13 protein-coding genes are annotated in these 16,633 nt (G+C 59.2%); 6 read left to right on the forward strand and 7 right to left on the reverse strand.

Annotation, left to right across the window (positions count from 1 at the left end; genetic code table 11):
* Window positions 1-222: 222 nt before the first annotated feature.
* The 3 genes from OIS53_RS03305 to OIS53_RS03315 all read right to left on the reverse strand — a co-directional run bounded on the left by OIS53_RS03305 (window position 223) and on the right by OIS53_RS03315 (window position 2,414).
* Window positions 223-849, reverse strand: coding sequence for an AlbA family DNA-binding domain-containing protein (locus tag OIS53_RS03305; RefSeq protein WP_264680967.1), 627 nt, complete (start codon window positions 847-849; stop codon window positions 223-225).
* A gap of 90 nt (window positions 850-939) precedes the next feature.
* Window positions 940-1,815: an SDR family oxidoreductase gene (locus tag OIS53_RS03310; protein ID WP_264680968.1), complete on the reverse strand. Its 876-nt coding sequence runs from the start codon at window positions 1,813-1,815 to the stop codon at window positions 940-942.
* 173 nt (window positions 1,816-1,988) lie between these two features.
* A complete protein-coding gene (locus OIS53_RS03315; protein WP_264680969.1) occupies window positions 1,989-2,414 on the reverse strand; it encodes a DUF3127 domain-containing protein in 426 nt (141 codons plus the stop codon).
* 146 nt (window positions 2,415-2,560) lie between these two features.
* Between OIS53_RS03315 and OIS53_RS03320 the strand changes: the two genes are divergently transcribed.
* The 3 genes from OIS53_RS03320 to OIS53_RS03330 all read left to right on the forward strand — a co-directional run bounded on the left by OIS53_RS03320 (window position 2,561) and on the right by OIS53_RS03330 (window position 7,005).
* A complete protein-coding gene (locus tag OIS53_RS03320) occupies window positions 2,561-3,538 on the forward strand; it encodes an isoaspartyl peptidase/L-asparaginase family protein (protein ID WP_264680970.1) in 978 nt (325 codons plus the stop codon).
* Between the two features lie 690 nt (window positions 3,539-4,228).
* The gene (locus OIS53_RS03325; RefSeq protein ID WP_264680971.1) at window positions 4,229-6,217 is read left to right on the forward strand and encodes a histidine kinase dimerization/phosphoacceptor domain -containing protein; all 1,989 of its coding nucleotides are present in this window, start codon (window positions 4,229-4,231) and stop codon (window positions 6,215-6,217) included.
* 44 nt (window positions 6,218-6,261) lie between these two features.
* The gene (locus OIS53_RS03330) at window positions 6,262-7,005 is read left to right on the forward strand and encodes a LytR/AlgR family response regulator transcription factor (RefSeq protein ID WP_264680972.1); all 744 of its coding nucleotides are present in this window, start codon (window positions 6,262-6,264) and stop codon (window positions 7,003-7,005) included.
* 132 nt (window positions 7,006-7,137) lie between these two features.
* Here OIS53_RS03330 and OIS53_RS03335 read toward each other — a convergent pair whose 3' ends face one another.
* Together OIS53_RS03335 and OIS53_RS03340 are read right to left on the reverse strand one after the other, a co-directional pair.
* Window positions 7,138-8,082: a cyanophycinase gene (locus tag OIS53_RS03335; RefSeq protein WP_264680973.1), complete on the reverse strand. Its 945-nt coding sequence runs from the start codon at window positions 8,080-8,082 to the stop codon at window positions 7,138-7,140.
* A 135-nt stretch (window positions 8,083-8,217) separates the two neighbouring features.
* The gene (locus OIS53_RS03340) at window positions 8,218-10,032 is read right to left on the reverse strand and encodes a M1 family metallopeptidase (RefSeq protein WP_264680974.1); all 1,815 of its coding nucleotides are present in this window, start codon (window positions 10,030-10,032) and stop codon (window positions 8,218-8,220) included.
* 290 nt (window positions 10,033-10,322) lie between these two features.
* Between OIS53_RS03340 and OIS53_RS03345 the strand changes: the two genes are divergently transcribed.
* The 3 genes from OIS53_RS03345 to OIS53_RS03350 all read left to right on the forward strand — a co-directional run bounded on the left by OIS53_RS03345 (window position 10,323) and on the right by OIS53_RS03350 (window position 14,276).
* A complete protein-coding gene (locus OIS53_RS03345) occupies window positions 10,323-12,095 on the forward strand; it encodes a L,D-transpeptidase family protein (protein ID WP_264680975.1) in 1,773 nt (590 codons plus the stop codon).
* 447 nt (window positions 12,096-12,542) lie between these two features.
* Window positions 12,543-13,307, forward strand: a complete 765-nt coding sequence (locus OIS53_RS20440; protein ID WP_413775174.1) for a helix-turn-helix domain-containing protein — start codon at window positions 12,543-12,545, stop codon at window positions 13,305-13,307.
* A 798-nt stretch (window positions 13,308-14,105) separates the two neighbouring features.
* Window positions 14,106-14,276: a hypothetical protein gene (locus OIS53_RS03350; RefSeq protein ID WP_264680976.1), complete on the forward strand. Its 171-nt coding sequence runs from the start codon at window positions 14,106-14,108 to the stop codon at window positions 14,274-14,276.
* Between the two features lie 184 nt (window positions 14,277-14,460).
* On the opposite strand, the gene OIS53_RS03355 is transcribed toward OIS53_RS03350, so the two are convergent.
* Both OIS53_RS03355 and OIS53_RS03360 read right to left on the reverse strand, forming a co-directional pair.
* The gene (locus OIS53_RS03355) at window positions 14,461-14,952 is read right to left on the reverse strand and encodes a hypothetical protein (RefSeq protein ID WP_264680977.1); all 492 of its coding nucleotides are present in this window, start codon (window positions 14,950-14,952) and stop codon (window positions 14,461-14,463) included.
* 215 nt (window positions 14,953-15,167) lie between these two features.
* Window positions 15,168-16,607 (reverse strand): DEAD/DEAH box helicase, encoded by a 1,440-nt coding sequence (locus OIS53_RS03360; protein WP_264680978.1) that lies wholly within the window; start codon window positions 16,605-16,607, stop codon window positions 15,168-15,170.
* Window positions 16,608-16,633: the final 26 nt, after the last annotated feature.

A 16,633-nucleotide genomic window follows, 5' to 3' on the forward strand; every position in this document is an offset into this window, starting at 1 on the left:
TCCCTCCACTTTCATTAACCATGGCAAAAGCACAAGACGCCCGCAAAGAGAAAAAAAAGGAGCCCGTGAAGTCTGAAAAGGAAAAGCGGGCCGCCAAAGAAGAGAAAAAGCAAGCCCGCGCCCGGAAGCAGGAGTAAACCCCAGATGCAACGGATGAGGGACGGATAGAACGGACTAAACACTAATCCGTTCTATCCGTCCCTCATCCGTTGCATCTGGGGTCTATAGGGTGTAGTACACTTCCCGCTCCTTGTCGTGGTGGCGGATGTAGCCGTGGAGGGTGAGCTTGATGAGGGTGCGGAAGGCGCGACGCTGCCCGATGTTGAGCAGCTTCATGTACTGCGCCAACGTGATACGGGCGTTTTTGCGCAGATAGTCGAGCACCGCCAGTTCTTCTTTGTTTAATGGTAGCCGCTCGAAGCGGGGTGCGGCGGCGGCCTGACGCTGGAGCACCCGCTCGGTGAGTTGGCTGCTTTGCACGCTCTCGTCGCGCACGCGCACGTAGGCCCGCCAGTCGCCATCGGCTACCTGGGCCCGGTGGGGCTTTTCGCTGCTCTCAGGCACGGTCACCACCACCACCACGCGGCCGTCTTCCTCCACCTCGCGAAACCGCAGCGTCAGGGGCGGGTCGATGTAGTGCGCCGCCGCCTGCCGCAGCTGGTAGATTTCCTCTTCCGCGTCACGCACACCCACTACGCGGCCGTCGTCATCCACGCCTACCAGCACCCGGCCGCCGTGGGTGTTGGCCAGCGAAGACAACGTGCGCGCAATGCGGGTGGGGTGGGTGGTTTTCTTCTTGAACTCCAGCCGTTCGCCTTCGCCCTGCCGGATTAGTTCTTGCAGCTCCATGAGTCGGGTAGGAGAAGCCGGTACCGGACGGCTCCGTGTGCTAAACACGAAACTGCCGAAAAAGTAACCACCAATCAACCAGGCACCGGGTTATTCGATGCCGGTTTCCTCGGCCGAAATACGCCAGAGGCGGCTGGCATCGGCCATATTCTGGGCCCGCCCCGAGCACCGGGCCGGCCGCATGCCCGCAAAATACCGGCCGCTGACGTGGGCCACTTCCGGGGCCGTGGCCAGGTAGACGCTGGTACGGGCGCCCTGATTGGCATTCACCATCAGTGGCCGGGCCGCCCACCACAAGGCACGCACCACCGGCGAGCTGCCCGGCCGAATCAGGCTCGTATCTACCAGGCCGGGGTGCAGGCAGTTGGCCGTGATGCCCGTCAGGTCGAGGCGGTGGGCCAGCTCTTTGGTGAACAAGATGTTGGCCAGCTTGGAGTCGGCGTAGGCCGTGAGCCAGCTGTACTTGTCGGGGTTGTTGCGCACGTCCCGGTCGGGCTCAATCTCGCCCAGCCAGTGCGCCAACGATGACACGGTGACGACGCGGGCGTGGCCGGCGGCGTCGAGCAGGGGCAGGAGCAGGTTGGTGAGGGCATAGGGCGCCAGGTGGTTGGTGGCCCAGCTCAGCTCGTGCCCTTCGGCCGTGAGCGTGTGGGGACCGGGCATGATGCCGGCGTTGTTCACCAGGATGTCGAGCTGGCTTAGCTCCCGGCTTAGCTCCTCGGCCAGGGTGCGCACATTTTGCACCAGTGACAGGTCGGTGCATTTGAAGTGCACCTCGGCGGCTGGCCCAGCGGCCAGCTGAATAGCAGCCCGTGCTTGCTCGGCGCGGTCGGCATTGCGGCCTACCAGCACCACGCGGGCTCCGCGGCAGGCCAGTTCGCGGGCCGTTACAAGGCCAATTCCGCTGGTGCCACCCGTTACCAACGCAGTTTTACCGGCTAAAGACAAAGCGTCCGGAAAGTTCATGTATACGTCAGGCAAGCAGAAGAAAGAAAAGAAGAGTAAGCAGACTACGTACGAAATACGCGGCCTGCCGGAACAGGCAGCAGCGGCCTAGCAACTAACATGCCCAGGCAGCAAAAAGCCGCTTCCGATAGTGCGGAAGCGGCTTTTGTACGAAATCAGCGCTAAACCGATACTTAGAAAGGCAGGTCGTTGTCGTCGTCGGAGGCAATGGGAGCCGCCGAAGCACGCAGGTTCGGGTTCTGATTGGCGGCCGGAGCAGCCGCCCGGGGAGCGGCCTGCTGGCTGTAGTTTCCGCCACCCTGCGGCGCCGACCCACCGCCGGCGGCCGGCTCCAGGCGCCAGGCCTCCAGGTTGGTGAAGTACAGCATCTGGCCGTTTTTGTTGAAGCCGCGGCCCCGCAGGTTAAAGGAGATTTTTACCTCGTCGCCTACTTTAAACGAGTCGATGAGGGCAGTTTTGTCCTGCACCAGCTGAAACTTGATATGCTCAGGATACTGGCCGTCTACGACTTCCAGCACGAACTCGCGCTTGCGGAATTTCTCGCTCACCTGCTGTTCGTCGAAAATCTCGTGCAGGCGGCCGGTAGCTTCGTAAGCCATAAGAAAAAATATGTTTGAAGGAGTTGAAACGTAAACCAAACGTACGAAAAAAAACGCGGTTCTGTTGGGCCCTGCCGGGTGGCAGTCCGTAACCGCCCCGCCGGTCTTTGCGTTGTTTTTTTATCTTTTTCTCTCACCGATTCTCCATGACTGCTTCTTTCGCTCTGGCCCTGCACGGGGGCGCCGGCACCATCTCTCCCCACCTCATGACGCCGGAAAAAGAGCAGCAGTACCGCGCGGGGTTGCTGGCCGCCCTGGAAGCCGGGCACGCCGTGTTGCGGGAAGGCGGCTCCGCCCTCGATGCCGTGGAGCGTGCCGTGCGCAGCCTCGAAGACAACCCCTTGTTTAATGCCGGCCGGGGTGCGGTGTTCACCCACGACGGCCACCACGAAATGGACGCCGCCATCATGGACGGCCGTACCCGCGCTGCCGGGGCCGTGGCCGGGGCGCGTACCGTGCAGAACCCGATTTCGGCGGCCCGCCTCGTGATGGAGCGCACCGACCACGTGCTGCTGGGCTACCCCGGCGCCGACAACCTCGCCCGTGAGCATGGCCTGCCCACCCAGCCTGTCGAGTACTTCTTCACCCAGCACCGCTACGACCAGCTGCAAGAGGCCCTGCAAGAAGGCCGGGTGCGCCTCGACCACTCCCACGCCCAGCCAACCGGCGCCCCGGCCGCCGCGCCGAATGAAGACCCGAAAAAGAAAATGGGCACCGTGGGTGCCGTAGCCCGCGACCAGCACGGCAACCTGGCCGCCGCCACCAGTACCGGCGGCATGACCAACAAGCGCTACAGCCGCATCGGCGACTCGCCCATTATCGGTAGCGGCACCTTTGCCGACAACCGCACCTGCGCCATCAGCTGCACCGGCCACGGCGAGTTTTTTCTGCGGGCGGTTGTTGCCCACGACATCAGCTGCCTGATGGAGTACCGCGGCCTGAGCCTGGAAGAAGCCTGCCGCATCGTGGTGCACGACAAGCTGGCGCCAGTGGGCGGCGAGGGAGGACTAGTAGCCGTAGATGCGGCCGGCACTGTGGTCCTGCCCTTCAACTCCGAAGGCATGTACCGCGCCAGCATCACCTCGGCCGCCCCCGAGCCGTACGTTGCCATTTACCGCGACTGAGGCAGCAAGGAGTGGATTACCTGTATATCTAAGAAACGGGCGCGCGTAATCTTGTTCTTTTTCTTTAGAAAAGAAAAGGTTTTTGGTCTGGAATAAGAAAAAGTATCGGTACATCATTTCGTGCGCACTGGCTAGTCTGATATAGATTGGATATTTTAGAAATGCGCAAGTTGTTTCTGCTTCAGTGACAAGCCGTTGGGCAAAACTATGTATGGCCGCTGACTAATCTGGTGGTATGAATAGCGTATTCTTTATGATGAATGCATAACCGGTATTGAATCCTGTTCTAAGGATAGCTAGATTTAGCCTGCCTTGCACTCTAGTAAATCTACAAATCAACTTCCCGATGAGCTTTTTAGGCGAAAAGTGTCACGGCGAGTTGGGTGAACCGATGAAGGAAAGACAATCTGGTAGCTGCTTGCTTCCTATTCCGGTTTAGGTAACAGTATGCCTAACCAGTACACCTTTGCCTCGCAGTACCTACACCACCTTCTCGTAGTGATGCGAATGTTGCCCTGGTTGCTTATGAGCAGCCAGGCAGTTGCGGCCCCGCCCCGCACACCACCGGGAACCGACAGTTTGCTTCGGGTAGCCCAAGTGCGTCCCCCTGGCCCTGATCAGGCCCTGGCCCTTGTTCAATTAAGCAGAGCGTACCGTTTACTTGATACCGTACGCTCCCGGCAGTATGCTGTGCAAAGCCTGGCCATCGGCCGCCAGCTCCGCAACGATACCTTAGAGGCGCAAGGGCTGACGGCTCTTGGCCTGCTACTACATGCCCATTATCACTCTCAGTGTGCCCTGCCTCTGTTCTATAAAGCTGCTGCGATATACCGCGGCGTTGCCCGGCCAGATGGAGAAGCTAATATGTATAATGCGGTGGGGGTGGCGCAGTGCAAGCTAAATCGGTATGCAGCCTCTATACAGGCTCACCAAGTAGCAGTCCGGCTATACAAGCAGGCCTTGAAGCAGAAGGGAAGCAATACCCCAGCGCTAAAGTTGCTTTTGTCCAGAACGTATAATTATCTGGGAATAGCATACGATAATAGTGACAACTCTACGCAGAGTATTCAAGCGTATTTGCAAAGCTTGCATTTAGCTGAGGAGGTTGCCGATCAGGAGCAAATCGCCACTGCGTTAGCTAATGTTGGCTACCTATACCAAAGGCAGCTGGATTATGCACGGGCCCGGCATTATCTGCAGAAGGCTCTCCGCCACTTTCAGGAGATGCGTGACACTGTCGATATGGCGGCGCTGCACATAAATCTGGGAAACTTGCATGTGGAGCGGCAGCAGGATTCTGCGGCCCTCCGCCACCTGAAGATTGGTATGGCCCTGGAGAAAAAGCTGGGTGCGCGGGCTCAGCCCGATCTGGTGGCTACTGGATTCTATGACCTGGGCGAAATAGCAGCGCGGCGGGGCGATTATGCGGCGGCGCTGGCTAATTTTCGGCAAGCCCTGGTCCTGTTCGAGCGACTGGAAATGCTTTCTCAGCAAACCAGTACCTTGAGCAGCATGGCTACCAGTTACCGGAAAGCCGGGCAGCATGGGCTGGCGCTGGTGTACGGCCGCCGGGCACTGGCTACAGCGCAGAAGCTTGGGTTACCGTCCAGCTTGGCCGAGTCTTACGGAGTACTGGCCGACATCAATGTGGCACTTGGCCACTATGACGCTGCCTACACCTACCGACAGCAGCAGCAAGCTGAGAAGGACAGCATATTCAATCAGAAAAGAGCCCAGCAGATTGCAGTGTTACAACTGCAATATGAAGACAAGCGCAAAGAGCTAGAAAACAAGCGTAAAGAGTCGGAGATTACCTTGCTGCGGCGCAATATGGTGCTACAGGGGCAGTTGCGCAACGGCCTGGTGGGTGGCCTTTTTGTTGTGTCATTGCTGGGGTTGGTGGCCCTGCACCGCTACGCCTTGCAGCGGCGAGCCAACCGGCAGCTGCAAGCTCGGGATGCCGAAATAGCGGAGCAGAATGTGGTGCTAGCGGAACAAAACAACAAACTAACTTCCGTGGAGCAGCAGTTGCGCCGCTCTTTGGGTGAAAAGGAAGTCTTGTTGCGTGAAGTCCACCACCGCGTCAAAAACAACCTGCAAATTATTCATAGCCTACTCTCCCTGCAGGGCCGGCGCCAGCCGTTGCCGGCCGTGGGAGTGGTACTGCGCGAGGGCCAGAACTGGATTAAATCCATAGCCCTCACGCACGAAATGTTGTACCGGGCAGCAGACCTGGCCTCTGTTGAGTTTCAGCCCTTTCTCATCCAGCTTACCCAATCCCTGCAACATACGCTGGCACCCGTGCTGGCGGCAGCCGTGCGGTGCCAGGTGCAAGCCGAAGGAATGCGGCTTAACGCCAGCACGGCCGTGCCTTTGGCATTGATAGTTAATGAGCTAGTAGCCAACGCGTACGAACACGCCTTTCCGGAAAACCGGGCGGGTACTGTTCGGGTTGAGCTTCGGACTGCCTCACCCGGTTGCTTCGTGCTGGTTGTGGCCGACGATGGGGTGGGCCTGCCGTCGGAACTAGACTGGAAACGGGCCTCTTCTCTGGGGCTACGGCTGATACATAGTTTAGCCCGGCAGCTTCAGGGCGAGTTGCAGGTTCACAGCACTCCTGCCGGAACCACCTTCACGCTCACGTTCAGCGAAATCGTGGAGGTTTCGTTGCCCGCTTGACTTTCCTCCGCCAGTTGCCTTTACCATTTGACTTTGTTTTACTTATGGAGCAGCGCAAGAAGATTCTCATCGTTGAAGATGAGGCAATCATCGCCGAAGACCTGCGTGATATACTAGAGCACCTGGGGTATGAAGTGGTAGGCGTGGCGGCGCGAGCTTCGGTGGCGCTGGAGCTACTACGGCAGGGGCCACCTGATTTGGTATTCCTCGATGTGATGTTGCAAGGCGAGTTGGATGGCGTTGATTTAGCGCACCGGCTCCGCAGTGAGTGCTCGGTGCCTTTCGTGTTTCTCACTTCCCTGAGCAATGCGGCCACCGTGGCCCGCATCAAGGAAGCCCGGCCGCATGGCTATTTAGTGAAGCCTTTTGCGGAACGTGACATTTACGTGGCGCTCGAAATGGCATTTGCCAACTACGCCGCCGAGCAAGGAGTCGCCACCGCCACTTCGGTAGTTGTGGGGCCCGAACGCACGGCCCTGTACGTACGCGACAAAGGCCGACATATCAAGGTGGAATTCAACGATGTGCTATGGCTGGAAGCCAACGGCAACTACACGACCTTGCACACGCGCACAAACAAAATCGTGGTCTGCATGCAGCTGAAACAAGTGGAAGAAAAGCTGCCGGAGGCTGACTTTATTCGCATTCACCGCTCCTATATGGTGGCCCTGCGCAACATTGCGGCCATTGAAACGCAAAACGTTATTGTGGCCCATCACAGCGCGAGCTTACCCATCGGGCGTGCCTACCGAGATGCGTTATTCCATCGTCTTAACCTGCTCGACTAACGCAAAAGCACTACGGAACCAACACCTCCTGAAGTGCCGCTCCACAAGTAGCCGAAACGTGCCTGGGGTGTCGCCTTGCTCTCATGCTGGAAGAGCAAGGCGACACCCCAGGCACGTTTCGGCTACGAATGCTTAGTACGAGGAAGCCGGCGTCGGCTCGTTGGCATCTTGGCCGGCCGTGATGCGCAACGACTCGGCTTCCTGCTGGCGGAGCTTCAGGTTGGGGTAGAATTCGCGCTGGTTGACGTCGTAAAGGTTGCCTTTTACCAACACGTGCAGCAGCATGTTTTCAATGGAAATGGCCTCGCCCGGCCGGGCCGCCGCGGCGTTGTTGTGCTCCAGCTGGTGGCCGTCTAGGATGATGACCAGGTTGGAGCCGATGGTTTCCAGCAGGTGACCTTCGGTGATGAGCACGCCGGTGTCTTCACCCAAGCCAATACCAATTAGCTTGGGGTAGCGGGCCACGGCTTCAATGAGGCGGCCAAACCGGCCCCGCTTCACAAAGTGGGAGTCGATAACCACGTTGTCGAGCAGGCCCAGGCCGGTACCCATCTTCACGGCGCCCTTCATCAGGGCGTCGGGCACGCTGCCGCCCTTAATCATGGTGTGCGACATGGCCATGGCCCCGGCCGAGGTGCCGGCAATAACGAAGTTGGGCTGCTCGAAGTAGCGCTGCTTCAGCACCCGCAGAAACTCCGTGTCGCCGAACATTTCCGTCAGTCGCGACTGGTTGCCGCCCGAAAACATCACCACGTCGGCGGCCTGTAGGCGAGCCACGTACTCCGGCTGCCGGGCGTCCTCGGGCGTACGGATGTCCATGACCCCCACATTGTGGCAGGCGAGCATGGCGAAGGAAGACACGTAAATGCGGCCCACCTCCTCCGGTATCATGGAGGCCGTGGTTACTACCTCAATGCGCGGGTCCGCCTTACCGGATTCCAGCACGACGCGCTTCAGGATGCCCAACTCGAAAAAGTTGAGGTAGTATTTCTTTTTGGTGCGGGGATTGGGGTAAGTACCCTTGTCCTCGTTGCCGCCGATGGCAATGAGTTTACCGAGTGGCTTTGGGTTTTTCAATTCGGAAAATCAGCTAAAACATTCAACAGAAACCAGGCCGCCTGCCAGCAAGCAAGCTTCGGGCCATGTGCGCGCGAAGTAGTACAACAGCAATCAGCGCCAAATCGTTGGCAGCGAGACGAGCGCCGGGGCGGTTTACTCGCCCTGCGGCCCGCCCAGCAGCGCATCCAGGGTGGCGGTGGCAATGGCGTGGTAGTTGGGGCGAGCCTGGGCGTAGAGGCGGCGGGCCTCCCCGGCGCGGCCAGCAGCGAGCAAGGCCTTGTACAGCGGCACAATAAACTTGCGGCGCCCAACCGTGGTCAGGAAGCGGCGCAACGCCTCGTCGGCGGGGGAGTAGCCGGCCGCAATGGTAAGCGGGAACCAGGCCGCCAGTATCTCGGCGTTGCCGGAATGGGTAAACCCGAAAGCCGCGTCCAGCTCCGCGAGGCGCTCGGCCGGCCCGGCGGCAGGCAGTTGGTGGAGCAGGTGCACCCACTCGTGGCTGGACCAGGAACCAGTGACCAGGGCCGAGGCTGGGGTACCGGCCTGCCACTGCCGAGTGGCTTCCTCCACGGCCGCAAACCGCTCGGCCGCCACGGGCGGTGCTCCGGCCGGCACGCCGGGGCCGTACACCCACGCCGAAAGTGGCAACTGCTCTTCCAGGCCGGGGTGCTGGTCCAGCAACTCCCGCCGCAGGTAGTCTATGAACGAGGCTGTGCCCATGCTGCGGAAGCTGTGCCGGGCGAAGTACTCTGTAATAAAGGCGTCCAGTGCCGGGCGGCCCACTCGGTGTTCCAGCTTGAGCAGCAAGTAATTGCCTTTTTCGTAGGCAATTTCGGTTAGGCCTTCGTCCGGGTCGCGCCCTTGCAGCTGCAGATGTAAGTGGGTATCGGGACTTGCGGGGCCCAGCTCGGCCAGGGTGTGGTGCAGGGCGGTTTGCCCCAGTACCTGTAGCATATCGGCGTAGGGGCGGCCGTAGAGCCGCTCCATAATGCGGCGCTCAAAGTACACGGTAAAGCCCTCGTTCAGCCAGAAGTCGTTCCAGGTGGCATTGGTGACGAGGTTGCCGCTCCAGGAGTGGGCCAGCTCGTGGGCCACGAGGCTGGTCAGGCTCCGGTCGCCGGCCAGGATGGTGGGCGTCACAAATGTTAAACGAGGGTTTTCCATGCCCCCAAATGGAAACGAGGGTGGCAGGACCAGCAAATCGTATTGCCCCCAGCGGTAAGGCCCATACAAATCCTCGGCGGCCGTTACCATTTGTTCCAGATCGGCAAACTCCCACAGGGCGCCGGGCAAGGTGCCGGGCTCGGCGTACACGCCCGTGCGCGGACTCAAGGCCCCGTACTCCAGGTTGCCGACAGCCAGGGCCATCAGGTAGGCCGGAATGGGCTGGTCCATGCGGAAGTGGTAGAGGCCAGCGGGGGAGAGGGCCTGAGGATTTTCGGCACTCATCAGCGGCAGCAAGTCGGTGGGCACGCGCACCTGCGCTTCGTAGGTAAAGCGGATGCCCGGCGAGTCCTGGCAGGGCAGCCAGGTGCGGGCCAGAATGGCCTGTGACTGAGTAAACAGAAAAGGCTGCCGGCCGCCGGCGGTCTGCTCCGGAGTCAGCCACTGCAAGGCCGCGGCCTGCGCGGTGGTGCGGTACTGAATGCTGATGGCCGTAACGTCCGCGGGTAGAGTGATGCGCAGGGCCTGGCCTAAAATGGAGTCAGCCAGCCCCAGCTCGAAGCTGGCCGCGGGACCTTCGGGACTGCCGAGGCGCACCGCCTCAATGTGCAGGCCCCGCGTGTCAAAAACCACCACCGGGGCCTCAGGCTGGCGCGTGAGCTGCCAGGTGGCGTGGCCGCTGAGGGTGCGGGTGGCAAAGTCGACGGTGAGGGCCAGGGCCAGGTGGTGGACGCGGACCTCCGCGGGCCGGGCATAGCTGTGCGGGTCGGGGGTAGGAAGGACGGCGGTGGAAGCGGTTGACATAGGCGGGCGGAAACGAACAGCCCCGCTTCGGGCGGGGCGAGGAGTAAGTCGGCAAAGATAGCCAAAAGCCCAGGCGCGGCCGGGAAGAAGCAGTCCGTTTTTTCGGCTGAAATCCGCTAATCAGCCCCGCAAAGAGTACGAGCAAAACCCCTAACTTGCAGCAAGGAGAGAAGCTGGGATTTTCGGCAACTCATCAGCGCTGAAACCAGTAAAACGCCAGGCTGCCGCGGGGCCGTGCTCAGCTAGCCGGCCAGTGTCAGCTGCCGTTTTTCGTTCTCCCTTTAGTTCACATGAAAGAAATAACCCGCCCTACTTTTTTTACCTCCTTCTGCTGCTGGCTGCTGGGCCTGCTGCTGCTGACTTCTACGGGGTCGTGCAGCCAGGACCAGAAGGCGCAGCTGAAGGAGGTGCTGCCGGGGGCCCTCACCAAAGCGGGCGGCCCGCAGCCCCGGCTCGACAGCGTGTACATCATGAAGTACATGAGCGCCGAGCCCAAATTCAAAGACCAAATTGAGTGGGCCAAAAAATTTTACCGGGAGCGGGATTTCCGCCTCGGCTGGTTCCGCAACCATGAGCTTGTGCCCCAGGCTACCACCATGCTCGGCGTCATCAACAAGGCCGCCAACGAAGGCCTGGACCCGAAAGACTACCAGACCAAGAACTTCGACCAGCTGTTTGCCGCGCTGAAAGACGCGCAGTCCGACTCTACCAAGCGCAACGCCCTGGAAAAGGAAATCGACGTTGCCCTGTCAGCCACGTACTTTAACTGGGCTTCCGACTTTTACCGGGGCACCGTCGATCCGCGCGCCGTCAAGACCATTGACTGGCAGGTGAAGCGCAACAAGGTGAAGCTGCACAAGGCCCTGATGACCATCTTGCAGGAGCGGGAAAGCACCTACGGCTACTACGATTTCGAGCCCCTGCACCCCGAGTACGACCGGCTGCGCAAGGCACTGGCTGAGTACCGGGAAATACAGCGCAACGGAGAATGGCCCACAATTCCGGCCACTACGCGCCTGAAACCGGGGGCTAGCTCTCCCGCCGTAACGGCGCTACGAACCCGCCTGCTGGGGCCTCAACCTGGAGGTGCTCCCGCGTCTGCTGCCGAGGAAATACCGGCCCGTACGGTCGCCAACAACCCTGGAACTGCTGCGCCCGCCGCGCCGGCGGCCACCACCTATGATGCGCCGCTGGTAGCGGCCGTAAAGGCGTTTCAAACCCAGCACGGACTTAAGCCTGATGGCATTGTAGCCGGTGAAACAGTGCGCCTGCTCAACGTGCCCATTGCCGACCGCATCGACCAGATTATCCTGAACATGGAGCGCTGGCGGTGGATTCCGAAAAAGTTCGAGCCAAACTACTTGCTCGTCAACATCCCTGACTACACCCTGCGCGTGGTGGAAGATGGGAAGGAGGCCTTTACCATGCGCGTGATTGTGGGCAAGGCCCTCAACGCCACTCCTATCTTCAGCGACAAAATGGAGTACGTAGTGCTGGCTCCGTACTGGAATGTGCCGTTCAGTATTATTGACAAAGAGCTGCGGCCAAAGCTCGCGGCTGACCCGTACGCTACCCTGGACCGCCTCGATATGGAAGTGGTGAAAGGCTCAGGAGCCAAGGCTACACCCGTAGACCCCGGCAGCATCGACTGGGCCAACCTGACGCAGAAAACGTGGAAGTACACGCTGCGCAAGCGGCCCGGCCCCAAGAATGACCTTGGTGATGTGAAGTTCATCTTTCCCAACTCCAACGACGTCTACCTCCACGACACGCCCCACGATGAGCTGTTCAGCCAGACCAAGCGGGGATTCAGCCACGGCTGCGTGCGCGTAGCTGAACCCATCAAGCTAGCCGAGTATCTGCTGCGCAACAAGCCCGGCTGGGACAAGCAGGCTATTCTTGACACCATCGCCAACCAGAAAGAGAAGTATATCAGCTTACCTGAAAAGCTGCCGGTGTACTTGGTGTACTTCACCACCTGGGTTGACGAAAACGGCCAGGTGCACTTCCGCGACGACATTTACGGCCACGACAAAGCCCTGGCAAGAGAGTATTTCAACTAACTGTTTTTTCTGATTGCTGGCTTGGGCCTCGCTGGCCTGAGCCCATAGCCAGCAGGTAATGAGACCTTGTGGTATAGCGCCTCCTCTGTCCGTATTGTGGATGGGGGAGGCGTTACTCGTTTATGTTAATTGTGCGTTCGGCTCCTGGCAGCGGAGTTACGCTTCTTATAAGAGGCTACTATGTCTGGCAATATGAATTAGTACCAGATATAGTAGGTGAACCTGCTCCCCATACAAAGCAATTCTTATACAGGACGCCCCAGATTAACATACGTTATACATTTGTAAACCAATAGAGTGGCTAGTTTAGTGCTTGTATGTTCTATTGATAGAAATGTTACAAAACATCCAATGTGTTATCAATTGTAACCAAGGTGTTTTCTGAGATGATGACTAGCTCAACTGAATTAATAGCTTTGTAAACTTATCTTTCCTTGCATAGCCGTTATGGTCGACCGTATTCGGGAGTTATTAGCAGCCCGCCAACTGAGCCCCACGCAGTTTGCAGACACAATTGGCGTAGCACGCCCCATTATCAGTCACATTCTCGGAGGGCGTAACAAACCCAGTTTGGAGGTGGTGCAGAAAATTATTGCTGCTTTTCCGGATTTGTCGCTGCCTTGGCTGCTCAATGGAGCGGGAAGTATGTTTGCAGCCGCCGAGGAGCAACAAAGCTCTGGGTCGGCCGTACCACGCGCGGCTGCTAAGGCCCAAGGGTACGGTGCACAGCACACCCCTCCGGACGCTACAGCTGCTCCCACGGCTAACGCAGCCCCGAAGTCAGGGCGGAAGCCAAGCTCACGCTCAGGGCTCACGCAGCCGGCCGATTTTGGCTCAAGGGCCAGTCTGGCTGCCACCGACCTTGGCCAGCCTAGCCACCCACCTTTTGCGGCCCCTGGCATGGACGTTGGCGTACATCCAGGCGCTTCAGGTACCCCCATTGCCGGAAGCTCAGCTGCGTCAGAGTCTGAGGTTGCCCCGAATACCTCCCCGGCCACCACTCCCTCGCTGAGCAGTTCTTCCCCCGAAGCTATAAGCAGTGGAGCATCAACTGGCGTAGTCTACCGCTCTACTGTGGCATCACAGGCCGCCAATGAGGCTGGCGGTGCCCCATCTAGTCAACCTACAGCTCGGCCCGGGAAAGCAATTCAACGCATTGTCATTTTTTATCAGGATGGCTCTTTTGCTGAGTTCCGTCCGGAGCACTCATAAGTCTGGGGTAGTCGGGGTGGCCTCTTACATCGACCAACTATTGGCCTAGGGATGGCTGCCGCATAGGCAGTAAGTCAGACTGGCTGCTTAATAAAATTATAGATATCAGCTACTTGCTGGCAGGTAATGAGGTGTGGCCTAAAGGCCATATACAGGGTCATTTCTATGGCAGAATACTGTCTGTTGTTATAGGAATAATGGAAATACTGATTCTACATGGTTATGTTTCCAAAAGTGACGTTAGTAAAACAATAAAAAACTAGTTTTCAGACACATATATATTAAATGGTGAACTATAGGTGATAAAGGAAAACACTATTTATTAGAAAACCAGGTTATTTGTTAAAGGCAAGGAATCACGTGCTAACGTGTTTTGCTAGTATAAAATTTGTTGCTAACCGTTTCGTGGTAGCTGTTAGTCAGGAAAAGTCATACTGTTTTGAAGAGCTGCACTAGCCAATGGTGTTAGCAGCCGGAAAGATGCTTGCCATCTGTATCTAAATGTTGACGTCAACAACTCGGAGCTAGCCAAAAGATGTCTTTTACGGAGCCTTATCTGCTACCACTGCTAATCTCATTTACAATTGTATTTACTATTGTAATGAGCGAGTGAGTTATCGGTGCAGTCTAGTGCAGATGTAAGATTCGTTGAGTGTATATAAGTATATAGCGCCTAAGGGTACAGTCAAGATATTGGATGGTTAATCACCTAAACACTTGCTGACGCTTGGCGGTATACTGTATGCTGCCAGCGGAGTTTTCCTTGGCCTTGTCCGGACCGGTACTTACCTTTGACGCATGAAAAATTTCCGTCTGCTTTGCCTGTTTGCCGTTTGCGCTTCGTTGTTTATGTCTTCCTGCTCGCAAGCTCCTGACGCGGAGAAGGACCCCAATGCTGATGCTGCCTACAAGCGTGAGCACCGGACCGAAGGGTACCGGGATGCTCAGCGGAGCAACGTTAACTACTAAGCAGCTCGGCCCTGGCAGGAGGCGCGGCTGCTGTGCCTTCCCGCAACCTGTTCGTGCTGGAACATCCGGTTAAGTAGGCGTCACTGCAACAAATACCTGATACAACACCAAAAAGGCCCAGCTGGCAGCACGCCAACTGGGCCTTTTTAAGGTAAAAGCATCCTACCGAGTATCAGGAAGCCGCTTAGCCTATCAGCTCGGTAATGGGCATGGCTGGTGCCAAGGAGCGGGTCAGAGGCGGCAGCTCGATGCCGGCTAGCAACTCCTGCTCCAGCAGCTCGGCCCAGGTGCGCAGGTAGAGCACCACGTCGTCGCGCTGGTTGTGGCGGAGCGCATTGCGGCGCTCGAAGGGAATAGCCGCCCGGATGGCAGGGTCGGAGAGGCGCTCCAGGTGGCTGAGGTCCTGACGGGTAAAGCCCAGAGCCAGCATCTCGTCAATCGTAGCGTCGATGGGTAGGCCACTGGTGGGACAGTAGTCGGTGAGCTGCCGCTCCCAGTCGCCGTAGCGCTGCATGGCGCGGGCGTGGATTTCGCCTTTGGTGAGCTTGGTGATGGTTTGGGCCAGGTGGCCGCAGTTGCAGCTGCCCATGTGTCCCCACTGATAAGGAGCCTGCGTGGCGAGGCGCTGAGCGGTGTCGCGCAGGGCCTGAATGACGGCAAGAGTGCGTTGAGCCATAACAGTAACGTCGGAAAGTGCGCAATCAGAAGTACGTACGCCTGCTATAAGCGCAGAAGGCGGCCGTTTGTTTGCTGAAAAACCAACTGCTTGGCAGTGGTCAGGAAAGATAAAGCCCCGGCTTCGGCAGCGGCGCACCTCAGGGTACAGCCCAACCAAAACCGGAGCTTGAACAAACCAACGGAATGCTGGCCTCAGCCGGCTCCCCAGCTACGCTAACGGCCCTGGCCGCCCCCGCGGAAGCGGCGGCGCTGACCATTACTGCCCGCGCCGCTGCTGGGCCGGGCGGTGGGGCTGCCGCCGGAGCGGGCCGGTGGGCTGCCAGCAGCCCGTTGGCCGTGGCCGGCCGGCCGCTCACCGCTCCGGCCCTGGTGCTGGGTCCGGCCGCCCGCTTCGCTGCGGGGCTGGCCGGCGGGTTGCGGACCGCGGCCGGGGCGGGCCGGCCGACCGGCTGGGCCCTTGGGCCGCTTGATGGCCGGCCCGCCCGACAAAGGCACCGGCGCTACCTCAGCCGACTGGAACGGATGCTCCTGCACTACGGGCACCTGGCGCCGAATCAGCTTCTGAATATCCTGGAGGTAGGCCCGTTCCTCGTCGTCGCAGAAGGAGAGGGCGGTGCCGTTGGCGCCGGCGCGGCCGGTGCGCCCGATGCGGTGCACGTAGGTTTCGGGCTCGTTGGGTATTTCGTAGTTGATGACGTGGGTCAGCTCGTCTACGTCGATGCCGCGGGCGGCAATGTCGGTGGCCACGAGCACCCGCGTAGTGCCGGCCTTGAAGTTGCTCAGGGCCCGCTGGCGGTGGTTCTGCGACTTGTTGCCGTGGATGGCTTCGGCCGGAATATTGGCTTTGGCCAGGGTTTTCACCACCTTGTCGGCGCCGTGCTTGGTGCGGGTAAACACCAGTACCCGGCGGATGTTCCTGTCGGACAGCACGTGCTCCAGCAGGGCAGGCTTGTCGTTTTTCTCCACCATGTACACGGCCTGGGTCACGGTGTCGGCGGTGCTCGACACGGGCGTGACGGCCACTTTCACCGGGTTGGGCTTGAGAATGGTGTCGGCCAGGTCCTGAATCTGGCCGGGCATGGTGGCCGAGAAGAACAGGGTCTGGCGCGAGGCCGGCAGCTTGGGCAGCAGGCGCTTGATGTCGTGGATGAAGCCCATGTCGAGCATGCGGTCTGCTTCATCCAGCACAAAAATCTCGATGTGGCGCAGGTCTACGAAGCCCTGGTTCATGAGGTCGAGCAGGCGGCCGGGCGTGGCAATGATGATTTCCACGCCGCGCTTAAGGGCCTGCACCTGGGGCGTTTGGCCCACGCCGCCGAAGATGACGGTGTGGCGCAGCTTGGGCAGGTGGCGGCCGTAGGCTGCGAAGCTTTCCCCGATTTGGATGGCCAGCTCACGGGTGGGCGTGAGTATCAGGCAGCGGGTGCGGCCGGGCGCGTGGCGCTCTACCTGGGCCGTCTGGTGCAGAATCTGCAGGATGGGCACGGTGAAGGCGGCCGTTTTGCCGGTGCCGGTCTGGGCCACGCCCAGCAGGTCGTGACCTTCGAGCACCTGCGGAATGGCTTGCTGCTGAATAGGAGTGGGGGTGGTGTAGCCTTCCTCGTGCAGGGCACGCAGGATGGGGTCAATCAGATTGAGTTCGTCGAATGACATCAAACAGAAAAAAAGCAGGCCACCCG

Source organism: Hymenobacter sp. YIM 151500-1, from assembly GCF_025979885.1.
Lineage (GTDB): Bacteria > Bacteroidota > Bacteroidia > Cytophagales > Hymenobacteraceae > Hymenobacter.